The following is a 19,373-nucleotide window of genomic DNA, read 5'->3' as shown; positions in this document are numbered from 1 at the left end:
GGCTGACGTTTATTTTTTTCATCTTTTTTCATGAAAATCGTCCTCATGTAAGCGCTATTTGAAAATAATTTTCTTTTGTTTTCATAAAGTTTGAAACGTCTGAAAACCTTGATACCGTGGGCTTTAGAAGGCTGAATCTTCCTCGATTTTGAAAGAATTGCTTTCATGACTGTCTTAACTTTTGTTTAAAAACGGTTTATTTAATTGTATAATAAGTACGGTTTTAGAAATACAAATTGAAAACATCCTGTTTTGCTCATGATTGTTTTCAAGCAGTGGAAATGGTATGTTTAATTCATATATGGTCTCTGAGGTGAAAAAGATGAAGCGTATAGGAGTTTTAACGAGCGGTGGGGATTCCCCAGGAATGAATGCAGCTGTGCGCGCAGTTGTAAGGAAAGCGATTTACCATAATGTTGAAGTTTACGGTATTTATAATGGATATTCAGGTCTAATTAACGGTAAAATTGAGAAACTTGAAATAGGTTCAGTTGGCGATATCATTCATCGTGGAGGAACAAAACTTTACACGGCAAGATGCCCTGAATTCAAGACAGTTGAAGGTCGTGAAAAAGGCATTGAGAACTTAAAAAAATTCGGTATTGAAGGACTTGTTGTGATCGGCGGAGACGGTTCATTCATGGGAGCGAAGAAATTAACTGAGCTCGGTTTTCCATGTGTAGGTGTCCCGGGTACAATCGACAACGATATCCCAGGTACTGATTTCACTATTGGCTTTGATACAGCACTGAATACAGTCATTGACGCCATTGATAAAATTCGTGATACAGCCACATCTCATGAACGTACATACGTAGTGGAAGTAATGGGAAGACATGCTGGTGATATTGCTCTTTGGTCAGGTCTTGCAGGCGGAGCCGAATCTATTTTGATTCCTGAAGCAGACTATGACATGGATGAAATTATCGCGAGATTAAGAAGAGGGCACGAGCGCGGCAAGAAGCACAGTATCATCATCGTCGCAGAAGGCGTAGGCAGCGGTGTTGAATTTGGTAAGCGGATTGAAGAGGAGACAAGCCTTGAAACCCGTGTATCTGTCTTAGGACATATTCAGCGCGGAGGTTCTCCAAGCGCATTTGACCGAGTACTCGCAAGCCGTTTAGGAGCATACGCAGTAGAACTTCTTCTTGAAGGAAAAGGCGGACGCTGTGTGGGCATTCAAAGCAACGAACTCGTTCACCACGATATTTTAGATATCTTAGATAAAAAACATACAGTCGATCAAAATATGTACCGACTTTCACAAGAGCTCTCTATATAAAACGAGAAGACCTTAGGAGGAACAGTAATGAGAAAGACAAAAATCGTTTGTACAATCGGTCCAGCAAGTGAAACCATTGAAAAGCTGACTGAATTGATTGAAGCAGGAATGAATGTAGCCAGACTAAACTTCTCTCATGGAGATTTTGAAGAGCATGGTGCACGCATCGAAAACATTCGTAAAGCAGGTAAAACATTAGGCAAGGACATTGCGATCCTTCTTGATACAAAAGGTCCAGAGATCCGTACACGTACAGTTGAAAACGGCTCAATTGAGCTAGTCGCTGGTACAGATCTTATCGTAAGTATGGAAGACATTGTTGGAAATACGGAAAAAATTAGTGTGACGTATGAAGAGTTAATTCATGATGTAGAAGTAGGCTCAACGATTCTGTTAGATGATGGTCTCATTGGTTTAGAAGTCAAAGAACTGAACATGGACCGCAAAGAAATCGTCACAAAGGTCATGAATACAGGCACGCTCAAAAACAAAAAAGGTGTAAACGTTCCAGGTGTAAGTGTGAACCTGCCAGGTATTACAGAAAAGGATGCCAATGATATTTTGTTCGGAATTGAACAAGGCGTCGATTTCATCGCAGCTTCTTTTGTGAGACGAGCTTCTGATGTTCTTGAAATTCGTGAGCTTCTTGAAAAGAATAACGCGGCTGACATTCAAATCATTCCTAAGATTGAAAACCAAGAGGGTGTTGATAACATCGATGAAATCCTTGAGGTATCAGACGGTTTGATGGTTGCACGTGGAGATCTTGGTGTAGAGATCCCGGCAGAAGAAGTACCGCTTGTTCAAAAAATGCTGATCAAAAAATGCAATCGCTTAGGCAAACCAGTCATCACAGCGACCCAAATGCTTGACAGCATGCAGCGTAATCCTCGTCCAACTCGTGCGGAAGCAAGTGACGTGGCAAATGCTATTTTTGATGGCACAGATGCGATTATGCTTTCTGGTGAAACAGCAGCAGGAACATATCCAGTGGAAGCTGTACAAACGATGCATAACATTGCATCACGTTCAGAAGATGCACTCAACTATAAGGCCATTCTTTCTCGTAGAAGCGAAGAAGTAGATGTCAGCATTACAGATGCCATTGGTCAATCTGTTGCACATACAGCGATGAAGCTTGACGTTGCAGCGATTGTGACACCTACGGAAAGCGGTCATACAGCGAGAATGATTTCAAAATATAGACCAAAAGCACCAATCGTAGCAGTCACAGCAAACGAATCAGTAGCGAGAAAGCTGTCTCTCGTATTCGGTGTATTTGCAAAGAGCGGATCAAAAACGACATCTACTGATGAAATGCTTGAGAATGCAGTCGAGAAGTCGATTGAAACAGGCTATGTGAGACATGGCGATTTAATCGTTATTACAGCTGGTGTGCCAGTTGGTGAAACAGGTACTACGAACTTAATGAAAGTTTATGTTGTCGGTGACATCATTGCGAAAGGTCAAGGAATTGGCCGTAAATCTGCATTTGGACCGGTTGTCATTGCACAAAGCGGAAAAGAAGCAGAGGAAAAAATGTACGATGGTGCGATTCTTGTCGCAAACTGTACAGACCGTGACATGATGGGTGCTTTAGAAAAAGCATCTGCCTTGATCACTGAAGAAGGTGGCTTAACAAGCCATGCAGCAGTCGTTGGACTTAGCCTGGGCATTCCAGTGATTGTGGGTCTTGATGGTGCTACAACACTGCTAAAAGAAGGCGAAGAAATTACAGTAGATCCGGCACGCGGAGCGATCTACAAAGGCCGTGCAAGCGTCCTTTAAATGATACACACGAGGGGAGTTGTCTGACTCCTCTCTTTTTTTATGTTACACTAAAAAAGTAAAACAGCTTTCGGGTGAAAGATACCCCATGAGGTGATATGGCTTGAAAAAATATTTGCTACTATTATTGATTCTGTTCCCTGCAGTGGAAATCAGTTTATTTTTAATATCAAGTAAAATCATTGGCATTTTGCCAACGATGCTGATGATCGTACTCACGAGTGCATTAGGTGCTTATTTTGCAAGAAAACAAGGAATCGAAGCTTTTCAAAAAGTGCAAAGAGATTTACAATATGGCAAAATGCCAGGGGTAACGATTGTCGATGGTTTTTGCATTCTAATCGGCGGTCTACTTCTGCTCATTCCCGGCTTCTTATCGGATATCATCGGTGCGCTGCTGCTCATTCCGATGACGAGAAAGCAAATCAAGCCGCTTTTTGAACGCTGGCTCAGGAAACTGTCTAATCGCAGTCGCTATACAATTATTCGCTAAAGAGACCTTGAGCTGAAGGTCTCTTTTACTTTTGCATGCCGTACCGAATGTACTGATAGATATCCCTGAAAACACCTGCATTACGAAATGCTTGCCACACGACAAGGGAGGCAGGGCCAATGACGAGTCCGAGGAAACCCAACCATTTTAACCCGACAAATAGTGCCACAAGGGTGGCTAAAGGATTAAGCCCAATGGATTTGCTTAAGACTTTTGGCTCTGAAATTTGTCTTTGAATGAGCACGACAATATACAAAATGCCGAGCCCGATGGCGAGTGAAAGGTTTCCTGTCATAGCAGAGTAAATGATCCATGGCAGAAAAACAGTGCCGCTCCCGATATAAGGAAGTAAATCGACAAACCCAATACATAAAGCAATGACAAGGGCGTGCTCGACTTTTAAGATGATCAGTCCAATGACGACAAGGCCGATGGTCATAGCAACAAGCAAAAGCTGCGCCTTCATAAAACCGGTAATGGCTTTTTTGATTTCAGATAAAATGGCTCGTGTATGCTGCATCCATTTTGCGGGAAAGATACGAGAACCATATTTTTTTAATGTAAACCAATCTTTCGTGATAAAAAAAGTCGCCAGTGCAGAAAACAAAAGGGTTGCGGCTGCATCAGGCAAAAGACCTAAAAAAGCCGGGATGAGCTCGAGTGTTTTTGAAAGAAAAGTCCCTATTTTTGCGGCAGCTTCATCGCCTAGCGCTTGGATTTGTCCCAAAATCGATTCCTTTTGACCTGCTTGAAGTGTATTAAATTGGGCGGTTACATCATGGTACAAAGGCAGGATCTTATCTGTAAAAAACTGTTCCACAATCCCAATCATATGATCAAGGTGACCAGGCAGAACCTTTGCCAAATAAGCACTTCCTGAAATGATTTCTGCTACTAAGAGTGTGATGAAACCGGCTGCTACTACTAAAAAGAGCAGCAGTACAATGACTACAACAAATCCTCTCGGCATTCCGGTGATCTCTTCTATTTTGCATACAGCAGGGTGAATCAGGCAGGATACAATAAGTGCAATCCAAAAAGGATATAAAAAAGGAAAAGACTGATATAAAAAGGCAACCGCAAATACAGCAATGCCGATCATCATCAAACTTCGTAGAAAAATGGCCATATAGGTGTGGTTCACACAATCCCCTCCAAAAAACAAGCATGTCCGATACTTCATTTTATTCAAAAAGATTAGTAATATGAAAAGGTCGCAATAAAAAGAAAGGAAGGGGCGGCGTATGTTTACTCAAGCAAATTTATTTTTGGTTCTTTTACTCGTTATTGCACTTATTGCAAAAAACAATTCATTAATTTTAGCGGTTTCTGTGCTCATTGGGATTAAACTGATTGGTTTGGATCAAAAAATTTTCCCAGTTCTTCAATCGAAAGGCATCAATTGGGGGGTCACCGTCATTACAATTGCTGTGCTTGTTCCTATTGCAACAGGTGACATTGGATTTAAGCAGCTTGGAGAAGCCATGAAATCATCTTATGCTTGGATTGCACTTGGAGCGGGTATATTAGTAGCATTAATCGCAAAAAACGGTATTGTGCTACTCGAAAATGATCCGCATATCACGGCAGCGCTTGTGTTCGGGACGATTTTGGCAGTTAGCTTATTTAAAGGTGTAGCTGTCGGTCCGCTGATCGGAGCAGGAATTGCTTATTTGGCGATGCAGGCTGTGAAATTTTTCAGCGGTTGAAAAGAGAGTGGTTCATGCCACTTTCTTTTTTATTTTTTTCTTGCGTGAGCTTTTGCAAAAAAACATAATTAAATATAATAAAAGAAGCAAAATCCCTTTATTCCATGCCTGATATGGAAGACTGGAAAAAAAAATATCAAAAAAAATTATAGTTAAACATTTAACAAATGTCTGATTATTGTTTATAATGGGAATAGGCTTAATTTTGAACTCATTGATCACACAAGAGATATGAGGCTAAAAGCGCTCTAACCGTATAGGTAAATGTAAGCATTTTCTTTTCTGAACCTGCCGTCTTATTCGGATTGGATAGCGCTTTCAAAAAGCGAGAATTCTGCAACGAAGGGGAATCTTTTTAAAAAGGGGAGATTGAACATGACAGCAACAAGAGGTCTTGAAGGTATTGTGGCAACAACTTCATCCGTAAGCTCAATTATTGATGATACTCTTACTTATGTAGGGTACAATATCGATGATTTAACTGAAAAAGCTACATTCGAAGAAATTGTCTACCTGTTATGGCACTTAAAGCTGCCGAATGAGCAAGAGCTGAGTGAGTTAAAACAGCAGCTCAACGAAAATGCTCACATTCCGCAAGAAATCATTGAGCACTTTAAATCGTATTCGCTGGATGGGGTTCATCCAATGTCTGCGATTCGTACAGCGGTATCCTTACTAGGATTACTTGATGACGAATCAGAGATTATGGACAAAGAAGCGAATTACAGAAAAGCCATTCGCTTACAGGCTAAAATTTCTGGACTAGTTGCTGCGTTTTCACGTATTCGTAAGGGACTTGAGCCTGTACAGCCAAAAGAAGAATACAGCTATGCTGCGAACTTCTTGTATATGCTAAATGGCGAAGAGCCGTCACCAGTAGAAATTGAGGCAATTGATAAGGCACTCATTCTACATGCGGATCATGAATTAAACGCATCGACATTTACAGCGCGTGTATGTGTTGCTACACTATCAGATATCTACTCTGGTGTAACAGCGGCTATCGGTGCGCTGAAAGGACCACTTCATGGCGGAGCCAACGAAGGCGTGATGAAGATGCTTTCAGAAATTGGCGAAGTTGAAAACGTAGATTCCTATATTCATGGTAAGCTAGAGAAGAAAGAAAAAATTATGGGCTTTGGCCACCGTGTATACCGTCAAGGTGACCCGCGTGCAAAGCATCTAAAAGAAATGAGCCAGCGTTTAACAAACCTGACTGGCGAGCCGAAATGGTATGAAATGTCTGTTCGCGCAGAGGAAATCGTGACATCAGAGAAAAATCTTCCACCAAATGTTGATTTTTATTCTGCATCTGTATATCACAGTCTTGGGATTGATCATGACTTGTTTACACCAATTTTCGTGATCAGCCGATTCTCTGGATGGATTGCTCACATTTTAGAGCAGTATGACAACAATCGTCTCATCCGTCCAAGAGCTGACTACATTGGACCTGATCTTCAAACCTTTGTTCCGATCAGTGAAAGAGACTAATGTTTATAGAATAAACGGAGGCTGATCCTCAGGAAGGCCAATCAGCCTCTATATCAACAAAAAACGAATCATGTGAAAAACTTCTTCGCTTGCAGACATCAAGCCAAGAAGTTTCAAATATTCACTACATAACCTGGGAGGTAATATCATTGTCACAAGGCGAAAAAATTACAGTTACTGGCGGCGTATTGAATGTACCAAATAATCCAATTATCCCGTTTATCGAAGGGGACGGAATCGGTCCTGACATTTGGAAAGCAGCATCAAGAGTACTTGAAGCCGCTGTAGAAAAAGCATATAAAGGTGAAAAGCAAATCACTTGGAAAGAAGTATATGCCGGTGAGAAAGCTTACAATAAAACTGGAGAATGGCTTCCTGAGCAAACACTTGAAGACATTCGTGAATACTTAATCGCAATCAAAGGACCACTGACAACACCAATCGGCGGAGGAATCCGTTCATTAAACGTGGCACTTAGACAAGAGCTTGATTTATTCACATGCTTACGTCCAGTTCGCTGGTTCAAAGGCGTACCGTCTCCTGTGAAACGTCCAGAAGACACAGATATGGTCATCTTCCGTGAGAATACAGAAGATATCTATGCTGGTATCGAGTATGCACAAGGATCAGACGAAGTGAAGAAGTTAATTGACTTCTTGAAAAACGAATTAGGTGTAAACAAAATCCGTTTCCCAGAAACATCAGGTATCGGAATCAAGCCAGTTTCTGAAGAAGGAACTTCTCGCCTTGTCAGAGCGGCTATCCAATATGCAATCGACCAAGGCCGTAAGTCTGTGACACTTGTTCACAAAGGAAACATCATGAAATTCACAGAAGGTGCCTTCAAAAACTGGGGCTACGAAGTGGCTGAAAAAGAGTTTGGCGACAAGGTCTTTACATGGGCACAATATGATCGTATTGTAGAACAAGATGGAAAAGATGCGGCAAACAAAGCGCAAAGTGAAGCAGAAGCTGCTGGCAAAATTATTGTCAAAGACAGCATTGCAGATATTTTCCTTCAACAAATCCTAACTCGTCCAGCTGAGTTCGATGTTGTGGCAACAATGAACTTAAACGGAGATTACATCTCTGATGCTCTTGCAGCACAAGTTGGTGGAATTGGTATCGCACCAGGTGCGAACATCAACTACGAAACAGGACACGCTATTTTTGAAGCGACTCACGGAACAGCACCTAAATATGCTGGTCTTGATAAAGTGAACCCATCTTCTGTTCTTCTATCAGGCGTGCTTTTACTTGAGCACCTTGGCTGGCAGGAAGCAGCTGATCTAGTGATTCAATCTGTTGAAAATACAATTGCATCAAAAGTCGTCACTTACGATTTTGCTAGATTAATGGATGGCGCAAAAGAAGTGAAATGTTCTGAGTTTGCTGACGAGCTCATCAAAAACTTGTCTTGATTCTTAAACTTTAAAGTTAAAGGGGAAAAAGGAAATGGCAAACAAGCGTAAAAAAGTATCTGTTATCGGAGCAGGCTTTACTGGAGCAACTACAGCATTTCTAACGGCTCAAAAAGAATTAGCGGACGTCGTATTAGTCGATATCCCGCAGCTTGAGAACCCAACAAAAGGGAAAGCACTTGATATGCTGGAAGCAAGTCCTGTTCAAGGCTTCGATGCAAACATTACAGGAACTTCTAACTACGAAGATACAGCCGGTTCTGATGTCGTGGTCATTACGGCGGGGATTGCAAGAAAGCCGGGAATGAGCCGTGACGATCTCGTGTCAACAAATGAAAAAATCATGCGCAGTGTGACACGCGAAATCGTTAAATATTCTCCAGAAGCCATCATTGTTGTATTAACAAACCCTGTTGATGCAATGACGTATGCAGTTTATAAAGAATCAGGATTACCAAAAGAAAAAGTCATTGGACAATCGGGCATTCTTGATACAGCACGTTTCCGTACGTTCGTTGCTCAAGAATTAAATCTATCTGTTAAAGACGTGACGGGCTTTGTGCTTGGTGGACATGGCGATGACATGGTTCCTCTTGTTCGTTACTCTTATGCAGGCGGTATCCCGCTTGAAACATTGATTCCTAAAGAGCGAATTGATGCAATTGTTGAAAGAACAAGAAAAGGCGGCGGCGAAATCGTGAACCTATTAGGTAACGGTAGTGCATATTATGCACCTGCTGCTTCACTAGTCGAAATGGTTGAGGCGATCCTTAAAGATCAGCGCCGCGTCATGCCGACGATTGCTTACCTTGAAGGTGAATATGGCTACGAAGGCATTTACCTAGGTGTACCAACAATCGTAGGTGGAAACGGCCTTGAGCAGATCATCGAGCTTGAGCTGACAGAAGAAGAAAGAAGTCAGCTTGACCGTTCTGTTGAATCTGTTAAGAATGTCATGAAAGTATTGTCTTAATATGAATAAAAAAGAAGGCTTCTCGTATGAGGAGTCTTCTTTTTGTTTACAAAACAAATCTTGTCGAAATTTTAAATTGTTCTCTTGTTAAGCTTTCGTTAAAATGAAAGAGAAAGCATGACTTCTCGCTTTTCACATAAGATACAAAAAACGGATGCAGGGGAAATCACTAATTGGAGGCACAACATGAATAAAAAAATATTAGTTGTGGATGATGAAGAATCGATTGTAACACTTCTAAGCTATAACCTTGAAAGAGCGGGCTATGATGTCGTCACAGCAAGAGACGGGGAAGAAGCGCTTGAAAAAGCAGCAAGTGAACAGCCTGACCTTATTGTATTAGATTTAATGCTTCCGAAGATGGACGGCATTGAAGTGTGCAAACAACTGAGAATTCAAAAAATGATGTTCCCTATTTTAATGCTGACAGCAAAGGACGATGAATTTGATAAGGTGCTAGGTCTTGAGCTTGGGGCCGATGATTACATGACAAAGCCATTCAGTCCTAGAGAAGTGGGTGCTCGGGTAAAAGCCATCTTGAGAAGAGCACAGCAATCTCAGCCTGCCCCCACGCAAGAGGAGAAGGAAGAAATCGTTGCAGATCAAATCAAAATTGGTGAACTGCGCATTTTACCAGAACACTACGAAGTCTATTTCCAAGAAAAACGTCTAGAGCTGACGCCAAAAGAATTTGAACTACTGCTTTATTTGGCGAAACATAAAGGACGTGTCCTCACGCGTGATTTATTGCTAAGTGCCGTTTGGAATTATGACTTTGCAGGTGACACTCGTATTGTGGATGTCCATATTAGTCACTTGCGGGACAAAATTGAAAAGAACACGAAAAAACCAACATACATTAAAACGATTCGCGGCTTAGGCTACAAATTGGAGGAGCCGAAGTCAAATGAGTAAAATTAGAACCCGTCTGTTTTCGGGACTCATTTTTCTCCTTTTTATTGTGTTTGTGGCACTTGGTCTTTTCTTGGATCACATGTTCCATGTTTTCTATGAAACAAAATTAACGGAACGAATGGAAAAGGAATCGAGCTTTCTCCTGTCTTCTATGAATGGTGATGATCTAAAGGCGAAGCAAAACAAAGAGGTCCTCAACCAGGCAAAGCAGCATTTTGATATGAATGCGTCGATTGTGGATTTAAAGGGGAATATCATACATACAACGGGTCAAGCAGAACAAAAGGCCGTCATTCAAAACACACTAAACAATGAACGTCTCCAAACAAAAGGGGTCGTTATTGACGATGAGAAGGATGCGCTTTTCCATTATGCTGTCCCGATCTTAAAACAAAACGAACCAGCGGGTTATTTATTTCTTCATGCGTCATACGAGCCTTTAAATGAAATTGACGGCCAGCTTTGGCTTGCATTAGCCTTTTGTCTTGGCTCGGCGATTATCATTATCGTTTTCTTTGGGTACCGCATGTCGATGAAATATGTGAAACCAATTGATTATGCGACAAAGGTAGCCAAACAGCTAGAACGCGGGAACTATGATACGAATAACTATGAAGAGCTGATGATTGAAACAAGTGAACTGAATACTTCCATGAAGCGTTTGGCAGGAAGTCTTCAAGAAATGACAAGTGCCGGTGAAATGCAGAGAGACCGGCTGCAAACGGTCATTGAAAATATTGGAGCGGGGATTATATTGATTGATAAGATGGGGTATATCCACCTCGTCAATCGAACCTTCCGCAAGCAGTTTAAGGTGCAAAAGCACATTTACATGCACAAGCTGTATCACGAAGCGTTTACCCATGAAGAGATTATCGAATTAATTGACGAGATTTTCATGACAGAAACGAAGGTGCGGAAGTTTTTACGTCTAGCCGTTGACATTGAACGCCGCTACTTCCAAGTGGATGGTGTACCCATTTTAAGTACAGACGATGAATGGAAAGGAATTGTTCTCGTATTTCATGACGTGACAGAAACGAAGCAGCTGGAGCAGATGCGAAAAGATTTTGTCGCCAATGTGTCTCATGAGTTAAAAACACCGATTACGTCGATTAAAGGATTTTCTGAAACCCTTCTTGATGGCGCGATTGATGACAAAGAAGCACTGACAGAATTTCTTTCTATCATTTTAAAAGAGAGTGTCCGTCTAGAAACATTGATTCAAGACTTACTTGATCTTTCTAAAATTGAGCAGCAGCAATTCAAGCTGAATATTCAAGAAGCCAATGCGACAGAAATCATCCAGGAGATTCAAGTGCTGTTAAGTCAAAAGGCTACAGAAAAAGGCATTCAATTACATGTGCGTGTCCCAAAAGAACCGGTCTATGTCATGGCAGACCCGCTAAGGTTAAAGCAAATCTTTCTCAATCTCGTTAATAATGCCCTTACCTATACACCAGAGGGAGGAAGTGTCACCATCTCAGCAAGACCGCGAAAAGGTGCCTATGAATTTGATGTAGCAGATACAGGAATTGGTATGAAGAAAAGTGAGATTCCAAGAATATTTGAGAGATTTTATCGAATTGATAAAGATAGAAGCAGGAATTCAGGCGGTACAGGTCTTGGGCTTGCCATTGTCAAACACCTTGTGGAGGCGCATGAAGGAACAATTTCTGTCGGCAGCAAACAAGGTAAAGGAACGACTTTTACAGTGAGCCTGAAATCGACATAGAGAAAAAAGGAAAGTCACGTTAAAATTTACATGATCTTTACAATGAATTCATGTTTTGTTAAACATTCATTGATAGGATGAATAGGAACCCCTTCATCCAAGGAGCCAATTTTGGAAGGACGAAAACACTTGTTGTTTTCGTCCCTTTTTTATGCAGGCTCGACTATTTTCTTTTCAAAATAAACTTTGATAAAATGAAGATACAATGTGTGAAAGAGACGGCTGAGATGGCTCAGCCGATGGAGGATTAAAACATGACAGACAAAAAGAAATTAGTGTTAGTGGATGGAAACAGCCTCGCATATCGAGCTTTCTTTGCTTTGCCGCTATTATCAAATGATAAAGGCGTACATACAAATGCTATTTATGGCTTTGCGATGATCTTAATGAAGATGCTGGAGGACGAGAAGCCAACCCATATGCTCGTCGCATTTGATGCGGGAAAAACAACATTCCGCCACGAGACATTTAAAGAATATAAAGGCGGAAGACAAAAAACCCCGCCAGAGCTATCAGAACAAATGCCGTTCATCCGTGAACTATTAGATGCCTATCAGGTGAAAAGGTACGAGCTTCCTCAATATGAGGCAGATGATATTATCGGTACATTGGCTGTCGAGGCAGAAAAAAACGGCTTTGAAGTCAAAATCTTCACAGGAGATAAAGACTTAACCCAGCTCTCAACAGATCATACGACAGTGGCTATTACGAAAAAAGGCATCACAGAAGTAGAATACTACACACCTGCTCATATTGAAGAAAAATATGGCTTGCGACCAGATCAAATCATTGATATGAAAGGGCTGATGGGAGATTCATCAGATAATATCCCAGGCGTCCCAGGTGTAGGCGAAAAAACAGCCATTAAATTGTTAAAGCAGTTTGAAACAGTTGAGAACCTGCTTGAACATATTGATGAAGTGAGCGGGAAAAAGCTCAAAGAAAAGCTTGAAGAATATAAAGAACAAGCAGTCATGAGTAAAGAGCTGGCGACCATTCTCGTAGAAGCACCTATTGATGTGTCGAGCAAAGATCTCGCCTACGAAGGTCCACACATGGATCAAGTGATCTCTCTTTATAAAGAACTAGGCTTTCAAACCCTGCTAGAGCGTCTAGGAGAAGCACCAGAAACAGATGAACAGGTTGAAGTAGACGCATTAGAAGTGAAAAAAATGACAACTGTAACGGGCGATATACTGACAGATCATGCAGCCCTTGTGGTAGAACAGCTTGGAGATAATTATCACGAAGCGGATTTGATCGGTTTTGCGATCCATAATGAAAATGGTGCGTTTTTTATGACGAAAGAAGATGCGCTTCAATCAGATGCATTTAAAGAATGGGTACAGGATGAAACGAAGAAAAAATGGGTCTTTGATTCAAAAAGAGCAGTTGTCGCTCTCAGATGGCATGATGTCGACCTAAAAGGTGTCGACAATGATGTTCTGCTCGCTTCCTACGTCGTCAACCCGCAGAAATCATATGAAGACGTCGCAAGTGTAGCGAAGGAATATGGTCTGAATATCGCTCTTTCTGATGAAAAAGTATACGGAAAAGGAGCAAAACAGGCGATTCCACCTGAAGATGAACTGAAAGAACATCTTGGACGAAAAGCAGCGGCGATCTCAGCCTTGCATGATTTAACACTAGAAGCATTAGAAAAAAATGATCAGCATGAACTATATGAAGATTTAGAGCTGCCGTTAGCACTCATCTTAGGCGAAATGGAATCTCTTGGAGTAAAGGTAGATCTAAAGCGCCTAGAGAAAATGGGTGAAGAATTAACGAAAAAGCTTAAAGAATATGAAGAAACCATTCACCGCTTAGCAGGAGAAACGTTTAACATCAATTCTCCTAAACAGCTTGGTGTCATCCTTTTTGAAAAATTAGGTCTCCCGATTATCAAGAAGACAAAAACAGGCTATTCAACGTCTGCAGATGTGCTTGAAAAGCTTGAAGATAAGCATGAAATCATTCGATCCATTCTGCACTACAGGCAAATCGGAAAGCTGCAATCGACCTATGTAGAAGGGTTAATGAAAGTAACGCGCAAGGATACCCATAAAGTGCATACAAGGTTTAATCAAGCACTCACCCAAACAGGAAGATTAAGCTCAACAGATCCAAACCTTCAAAACATCCCGATTCGTTTAGAAGAAGGACGGAAGATTCGTCAAGCATTCGTTCCTTCAAAAGAAGGCTGGCTCATGTTTGCAGCTGACTATTCACAAATCGAGCTGCGTGTACTTGCTCATATTTCACAAGATGAGAATTTGATCGAAGCATTTACGCAGGACATGGACATTCACACGAAAACAGCGATGGATGTGTTCCATGTCTCAGAAGATGAAGTGACTTCCGCTATGAGAAGACAAGCCAAGGCGGTAAACTTTGGTATTGTATACGGAATTAGCGATTATGGACTTTCTCAAAACCTTGGGATCACAAGAAAAGAAGCCGCCGCATTTATCGAGCGCTATTTAACAAGCTTTAAAGGCGTGAAAACCTATATGGAAGAAATCGTCCAGGAAGCGAAACAAAAAGGCTACGTCACGACGCTTCTCAAACGCAGACGATATATCCCAGATATCACAAGTCGTAATTTTAATATCAAAAGCTTTGCAGAACGAACAGCCATGAACACACCGATCCAAGGCAGCGCAGCCGATATTATTAAAAAAGCGATGATTGATATGGCGCGAAGGCTCAAAGAAGAAAACCTGCAGACAAATCTTTTATTACAGGTGCACGATGAATTGATCTTCGAAGCGCCGAAAGAAGAAATCGCCATCCTTGAAAAGATTGTTCCTGAAGTCATGGAAAATGCACTTCAGCTTGATGTGCCGCTAAAAGTTGATTTTTCTTCAGGTCCATCTTGGTACGATGCGAAATAAATAATAGAGAGAAAAAGGAGCGAGGAGCATGCCGGAATTACCAGAAGTTGAAACCGTCCGGCGCACTCTCAAGCGGTTAGTCGAAGGAAAGACGATTGAAACGGTCGATATCAAATGGCCAAACATCATCAAACGTCCTGGGGAGCCGGAAGAGTTCGCAAGAAGAATGGTAGGAGAAACCATACAAACCATTGAAAGAAGAGGGAAGTTCCTTCTCTTTCATTTAGACCATTATGTGATGGTCTCTCATTTAAGGATGGAAGGGAAATACCGTGTACATGAAGCGCATGAGCCTTATGATAAACACGTACACGTCGTCTTTACGTTTACAGATGGGACGGAGCTTCGGTACCATGATGTGCGTAAATTTGGCACGATGCATTTATTTCAGCCGGGTGAAGAGGAAAAGGAACTCCCGCTATCACAGCTGGGATATGAACCATTTGATGAACAGTTCACTCCTGAGTATTTATGGGAGAAATTGAAAAAAACAACCCGAATGGTCAAAACAGCACTGCTTGATCAAAAGATTGTCGTAGGACTTGGTAACATTTACGTAGATGAGGTCCTGTTTAAATCAGGGATTCATCCAGAAACAAAAGCGAATCAGCTCAGCCTGGAATCCTGCAAGGTGCTTCACAAACAGATCATCGATACGCTTCAAGTGGCGGTAGATGCGGGAGGAAGCACGATTCGTTCTTATATCAACTCACAAGGAGATATTGGCACATTTCAATTGCAGCTTCTTGTATATGACCGGCGGGGAGAGCCTTGCCAAACATGCGGAAGCATCATTGAGAAAACAGTAGTCGGAGGGCGCGGCACGCACTTTTGTGTGACCTGCCAAAAACGTCCTCAATAAAACTTAGCCATGAGCATGCTTCCTTTTTGCTATGCATACGATAAAAAACATTCATTTTTCAGCAAGGTGTAGACTGACACACAGCCCACCTGCTCTTCATATAGTGAAGGAGAGTCTAAGAACGCCTAGAGACTCTTGATCATCGTTGCATGAACAGAAAGGAAGAGTTCAGGTATGATTTCGATTTCGCTCCTGTTTTTAGCTATTGCAGTCAGCATCGACAGCTTTTCTGTAGGCTTTACGTATGGTCTCCGCAAAATGAGGATCCCATTTAAAGCTATCGTCATTATTGCATGCTGCTCAGGGATTGTGCTGCTCATTTCTATGCTGATTGGCAGCCTGCTGACGACATTTCTCCCTGTTTCAGTGACCGATAAACTGGGGGGAGGCATCTTAATTGCCATTGGCCTTTGGGTCCTGTATCAATTTTACAAACCAGCGAAAGAGCGTGATTTGCTTCTTCATGAAAAGACATTGCTCAATGTGGAAGTCCAATCACTTGGGCTTGTCATTCACATTTTAAGAAAGCCGACAAGTGCAGATATTGACCGATCTGGGACGATTAATGGAATAGAAGCGGTACTTCTTGGAATTGCTTTATCCATTGATGCATTTGGCGCAGGGATTGGCGCAGCGATATTAGGCTTTTCTCCAATTGTCATGAGTATCACGGTGGCAGTGATGAGCTCACTTTTTGTATGTATCGGGCTACGAGCCGGTCATTACTTGGCAAATTGGCGCTGGATCGATAAACTTGCATGTTTACCAGGGCTTCTGCTCATATTAATTGGGGTTTGGAAGCTGTAAAAGGAGGAAATCAATTGACGCTTGTCATTGGATTAACAGGCGGGATTGCTAGCGGAAAAAGCACAGTCTCACAGATGATAAAAGAGCAGGGCATCCGGGTTGTGGACGCAGATGTGATTGCAAAAGAAGCGGTCGCCAAAGGAACACCCGCCCTTCATCATATCGTTCAAACCTTTGGTGAGGGTGTCCTCCTGCCAAATGGAGAGCTAGACCGGCAGCAGCTGGGAGCCATTATTTTTTCTAATGAAGAGAAAAGAAAGCAGCTAAATGCGATCGTTCACCCAGAAGTGCGAAAGGAAATGCTCAGGCAGCGAGATGAAGGAATCGACAGCCGAGAAACATTCGTTGTCCTGGATATCCCGCTTTTATTTGAGAGTCAGCTGGAAAGTCTCGTCGACCGCATTATTGTGGTGTATACAACACCAGAATTACAGCTATCACGACTCATGAATCGAAACGACCTTAGCGCGGAAGAAGCGCTGAATCGGATTCACTCTCAGCAGCCTCTTGAGGAAAAATGTAAGAAAGCAGACCGGGTGATAGAAAATACACAAGATCTCGCTTTTATTAGAAAGCAATTGCAGAACATATTAAATGAATGGGAACATACAGATAAGTAAGAGTACATACACGTACTCTTCTTTTTTTATGCTTTTTATATTTCTCATGAAAAGAACAGCCCTTTTTAGAAAATATACGTTTATATACTGGCAATTACATTCTAATGTGATATACTAATTTCATAAATAAATTTATTGAGTATAACACATAATAGAGGAGTGACCTGTTCATGAAGGTAAAAGCAGCGATCAATGGGTTTGGCAGAATTGGACGCATGGTCTTCAGAAAAGCAATGCTTGATGATCAAATTCAAATTGTAGCGGTGAACGCAAGCTATCCTGCCGAAACGCTAGCACATTTAATTAAATATGATACAAATCATGGACGTTACGAATGCGATGTGACAGCAGAAGATGACGCACTGATTGTAAATGGGAAAAGAGTGCTTTTGCTCAATAACAGAGACCCAAAGCAGCTTCCGTGGGGAGAGCTTGGGATTGATATCGTCATAGAAGCAACCGGAAAATTTAATTCAAAAGATCAAGCGATGGGCCATATAGATGCCGGAGCGAAAAAGGTCGTACTTACAGCTCCAGGTAAAAATGAAGACATTACAATTGTGATGGGTGTCAATGAGGATGATCTTGATCCTGAAAAGCACCTCGTTATTTCAAATGCATCTTGTACAACAAACTGTTTAGCACCAGTTGTCAAATTGTTAGATGATGAATTCGGTATCGACAACGGTTTAATGACAACGGTTCATGCGTATACAAATGATCAAAAAAATATCGACAACCCGCATAAGGATTTGCGTCGGGCAAGAGCATGTGCCCAGTCCATTATTCCAACGACGACGGGTGCCGCTAAAGCGCTTTCTTTAGTGCTGCCGCACATGAAAGGGAAATTGCATGGACTTGCACTTCGCGTGCCAGTTTCCAATGTATCGATGGTTGATCTTGTTGTCGACTTGAAAAAAGATGTCACAGCAGAAGAAGTCAATGCAGCCTTCTCAAATGCATCAAAAACTTCTCTTTCCGGTATTTTAGATTACACGGATGAGCCGCTTGTTTCTACAGACTTTAATACGAACCCTTATTCAGCTGTCATAGATGGACTGACAACGATGGTGATGGGGGATAGAAAAGTAAAAGTTCTTGCATGGTATGACAATGAATGGGGTTATTCATGCAGAGTGGTGGATCTTGTGAAGTTTGTCGGATCGCAGATGAAAGAGCTTTCTGCTGTTTGAAATGAAGAAGACGAACGTCCCTTTTCAAGGAATGAGAGAAAATCCCATTGAAAACACAGCTTGCAAAATGGGTCTAAACAAAGTATACTATTTTTCGTGAACTTCTTGTTCGCAGACTCATTCGGGTATACTTAAAGGGTTAGGACCTCTTTGGACTAACTTTCCCCCGTGGTATATGTCCGGTCCGGCTGCTTAGAACTTCACTCTTTCATTCTTGTTTAAGGGGGGTCCATGATGGAAACAATCGGACGTCACGTTATCTCCGAGCTATGGGGATGCGACTGTGATAAACTGAACGACATGGATTTTATTGAAAAAACGTTTGTAAATGCAGCTTTGAAATCAGGAGCTGAAGTAAGAGAGGTTGCTTTTCACAAATTTGCACCTCAAGGAGTAAGTGGAGTTGTCATTATTTCTGAATCTCATCTGACAATTCACAGCTTTCCTGAACATGGTTATGCGAGCATAGATGTTTATACTTGCGGCGACCTAGATCCGAATATCGCAGCAGATCATATCGGAGATGAATTAGGTGCTGAAACAAGAGAAAACATTGAAATTCCTCGAGGCATGGGACCTGTACAAGTGAAACAGGCACAAGCCAAAGCACTGTAAACATAAAAAAGATTGCAATGGGAGCTGGCCAAAAGCATTGAAATGCCTTTGTGTTATGCTCCTTTTTATATTTCTTTGATAGACAAAATCCAACATTCCCCAACTTGCCTATACTTTTGTTCTAGGAAAACAAAGGTTTTTTTTATAAAATAAAGAAGAGGCATTATGGCAAAGGGGATACGTAGATGACTTTAGGACAAAAGTTCAAACGGTTCATGTCAAACCATACAGAAACATCTGACGAGCATCCAGTGTCAGAACTGAAAAGCCATTACTACAAATCGACGAATGCGCAAGTTTTTCAAGCGCTTGAAGCCATGCTTTCTGGGCACGCTTCCTATCAAGTGACATCTGTTTCAGCAGAACGAGGTGAAATCAGCGCAAACATCAGTATGCCGAAAAAAGCCTTTCTCGTAGCGACTGTCATTTCAATTCGTCCTTTTGAAACAGCTGTCGATTTTAATGTGACAACAGAAACAGCCTTGCCAACAGATTTTGGCTATAGTGAGAAAACTGTTTTTTCCCTTTATGATGAACTAGACAAACAACTTCCAAGAATAGATCGGAGCTGA

General features: G+C 41.6%; 17 protein-coding genes. 16 read left to right on the top strand and 1 reads right to left on the bottom strand.

What is annotated here, in order from left to right:
- Nucleotides 1-322: 322 nt before the first annotated feature.
- The 3 genes from pfkA to MKY18_RS13075 all read left to right on the top strand — a co-directional run bounded on the left by pfkA (nt 323) and on the right by MKY18_RS13075 (nt 3,563).
- Nucleotides 323-1,282: a 6-phosphofructokinase gene (pfkA, locus tag MKY18_RS13085; RefSeq protein ID WP_012010865.1), complete on the top strand. Its 960-nt coding sequence runs from the start codon at nt 323-325 to the stop codon at nt 1,280-1,282.
- Between the two features lie 27 nt (nt 1,283-1,309).
- Nucleotides 1,310-3,070, top strand: coding sequence for a pyruvate kinase (gene pyk / locus MKY18_RS13080; protein ID WP_113767547.1), 1,761 nt, complete (start codon nt 1,310-1,312; stop codon nt 3,068-3,070).
- A gap of 103 nt (nt 3,071-3,173) precedes the next feature.
- On the top strand, nt 3,174-3,563 hold the full coding sequence (locus MKY18_RS13075) for an FxsA family protein (RefSeq protein ID WP_065098580.1): 390 nt from the start codon (nt 3,174-3,176) through the stop codon (nt 3,561-3,563).
- 25 nt (nt 3,564-3,588) lie between these two features.
- Here the strand turns inward: MKY18_RS13075 and ytvI are convergent, their stop codons facing one another.
- Entirely contained in the window at nt 3,589-4,707 is a 1,119-nt protein-coding gene (ytvI, locus tag MKY18_RS13070) for a sporulation integral membrane protein YtvI (RefSeq protein ID WP_106066896.1), read from the bottom strand.
- A 100-nt stretch (nt 4,708-4,807) separates the two neighbouring features.
- On the opposite strand from ytvI, the gene MKY18_RS13065 reads away from it, so the two are divergent.
- From MKY18_RS13065 to MKY18_RS13005, 13 genes are all read left to right on the top strand, one after another.
- Nucleotides 4,808-5,272 carry a DUF441 domain-containing protein gene (locus MKY18_RS13065; RefSeq protein WP_044139290.1) on the top strand — a complete coding sequence of 155 codons (465 nt, stop codon included), beginning with the start codon at nt 4,808-4,810 and terminating at the stop codon, nt 5,270-5,272.
- Nucleotides 5,273-5,647: 375 nt separating this feature from the next.
- Nucleotides 5,648-6,766: a citrate synthase gene (gene citZ, locus MKY18_RS13060; protein WP_008346063.1), complete on the top strand. Its 1,119-nt coding sequence runs from the start codon at nt 5,648-5,650 to the stop codon at nt 6,764-6,766.
- A gap of 149 nt (nt 6,767-6,915) precedes the next feature.
- Complete coding sequence (gene icd / locus MKY18_RS13055; protein WP_044139289.1) at nt 6,916-8,187, top strand: NADP-dependent isocitrate dehydrogenase; 1,272 nt, start codon at nt 6,916-6,918, stop codon at nt 8,185-8,187.
- A gap of 34 nt (nt 8,188-8,221) precedes the next feature.
- Complete coding sequence (gene mdh, locus MKY18_RS13050) at nt 8,222-9,160, top strand: malate dehydrogenase (RefSeq protein WP_007501693.1); 939 nt, start codon at nt 8,222-8,224, stop codon at nt 9,158-9,160.
- 186 nt (nt 9,161-9,346) lie between these two features.
- Entirely contained in the window at nt 9,347-10,075 is a 729-nt protein-coding gene (locus MKY18_RS13045; RefSeq protein ID WP_044139288.1) for a response regulator transcription factor, read from the top strand.
- Nucleotides 10,068-11,810, top strand: a complete 1,743-nt coding sequence (locus MKY18_RS13040) for an ATP-binding protein (RefSeq protein WP_065098577.1) — start codon at nt 10,068-10,070, stop codon at nt 11,808-11,810. Before MKY18_RS13045 ends, MKY18_RS13040 begins: the two co-directional genes overlap by 8 nt.
- Nucleotides 11,811-12,064: 254 nt before the next feature.
- Nucleotides 12,065-14,704 carry a DNA polymerase I gene (gene polA, locus MKY18_RS13035; protein WP_065098576.1) on the top strand — a complete coding sequence of 880 codons (2,640 nt, stop codon included), beginning with the start codon at nt 12,065-12,067 and terminating at the stop codon, nt 14,702-14,704.
- A gap of 28 nt (nt 14,705-14,732) precedes the next feature.
- Nucleotides 14,733-15,566: a DNA-formamidopyrimidine glycosylase gene (gene mutM / locus MKY18_RS13030; RefSeq protein ID WP_065098575.1), complete on the top strand. Its 834-nt coding sequence runs from the start codon at nt 14,733-14,735 to the stop codon at nt 15,564-15,566.
- A 174-nt stretch (nt 15,567-15,740) separates the two neighbouring features.
- Nucleotides 15,741-16,373, top strand: coding sequence for a sporulation membrane protein YtaF (ytaF, locus tag MKY18_RS13025; protein ID WP_003216274.1), 633 nt, complete (start codon nt 15,741-15,743; stop codon nt 16,371-16,373).
- Nucleotides 16,374-16,387: 14 nt separating this feature from the next.
- Nucleotides 16,388-16,993: a dephospho-CoA kinase gene (gene coaE, locus MKY18_RS13020; RefSeq protein ID WP_050943596.1), complete on the top strand. Its 606-nt coding sequence runs from the start codon at nt 16,388-16,390 to the stop codon at nt 16,991-16,993.
- Nucleotides 16,994-17,163: 170 nt separating this feature from the next.
- A complete protein-coding gene (locus MKY18_RS13015) occupies nt 17,164-18,186 on the top strand; it encodes a glyceraldehyde-3-phosphate dehydrogenase (RefSeq protein ID WP_185107120.1) in 1,023 nt (340 codons plus the stop codon).
- Between the two features lie 234 nt (nt 18,187-18,420).
- The gene (gene speD, locus MKY18_RS13010; RefSeq protein ID WP_003216492.1) at nt 18,421-18,801 is read left to right on the top strand and encodes an adenosylmethionine decarboxylase; all 381 of its coding nucleotides are present in this window, start codon (nt 18,421-18,423) and stop codon (nt 18,799-18,801) included.
- A gap of 185 nt (nt 18,802-18,986) precedes the next feature.
- Nucleotides 18,987-19,373: a hypothetical protein gene (locus MKY18_RS13005; RefSeq protein ID WP_044140645.1), complete on the top strand. Its 387-nt coding sequence runs from the start codon at nt 18,987-18,989 to the stop codon at nt 19,371-19,373.

This window comes from Bacillus sp. FSL R7-0672, from assembly GCF_038601465.1.
Classification (GTDB): domain Bacteria; phylum Bacillota; class Bacilli; order Bacillales; family Bacillaceae; genus Bacillus; species Bacillus pumilus.
The sequence above is the reverse complement of the archived record's forward strand: the minus strand, read 5'-3'. Positions and strand labels throughout refer to the sequence as shown.

Coding starts and splice junctions, on each gene's coding strand:
- pfkA (WP_012010865.1), top strand. CDS start 323: ATGAAGCGTATAGGAGTTTTAACGAGCGGTGGGGATTCCCCAGGAATG.
- pyk (WP_113767547.1), top strand. CDS start 1,310: ATGAGAAAGACAAAAATCGTTTGTACAATCGGTCCAGCAAGTGAAACC.
- MKY18_RS13065 (WP_044139290.1), top strand. CDS start 4,808: ATGTTTACTCAAGCAAATTTATTTTTGGTTCTTTTACTCGTTATTGCA.
- citZ (WP_008346063.1), top strand. CDS start 5,648: ATGACAGCAACAAGAGGTCTTGAAGGTATTGTGGCAACAACTTCATCC.
- mdh (WP_007501693.1), top strand. CDS start 8,222: ATGGCAAACAAGCGTAAAAAAGTATCTGTTATCGGAGCAGGCTTTACT.
- MKY18_RS13045 (WP_044139288.1), top strand. CDS start 9,347: ATGAATAAAAAAATATTAGTTGTGGATGATGAAGAATCGATTGTAACA.
- MKY18_RS13040 (WP_065098577.1), top strand. CDS start 10,068: ATGAGTAAAATTAGAACCCGTCTGTTTTCGGGACTCATTTTTCTCCTT.
- polA (WP_065098576.1), top strand. CDS start 12,065: ATGACAGACAAAAAGAAATTAGTGTTAGTGGATGGAAACAGCCTCGCA.
- mutM (WP_065098575.1), top strand. CDS start 14,733: ATGCCGGAATTACCAGAAGTTGAAACCGTCCGGCGCACTCTCAAGCGG.
- ytaF (WP_003216274.1), top strand. CDS start 15,741: ATGATTTCGATTTCGCTCCTGTTTTTAGCTATTGCAGTCAGCATCGAC.
- MKY18_RS13015 (WP_185107120.1), top strand. CDS start 17,164: ATGAAGGTAAAAGCAGCGATCAATGGGTTTGGCAGAATTGGACGCATG.
- speD (WP_003216492.1), top strand. CDS start 18,421: ATGGAAACAATCGGACGTCACGTTATCTCCGAGCTATGGGGATGCGAC.
- MKY18_RS13005 (WP_044140645.1), top strand. CDS start 18,987: ATGACTTTAGGACAAAAGTTCAAACGGTTCATGTCAAACCATACAGAA.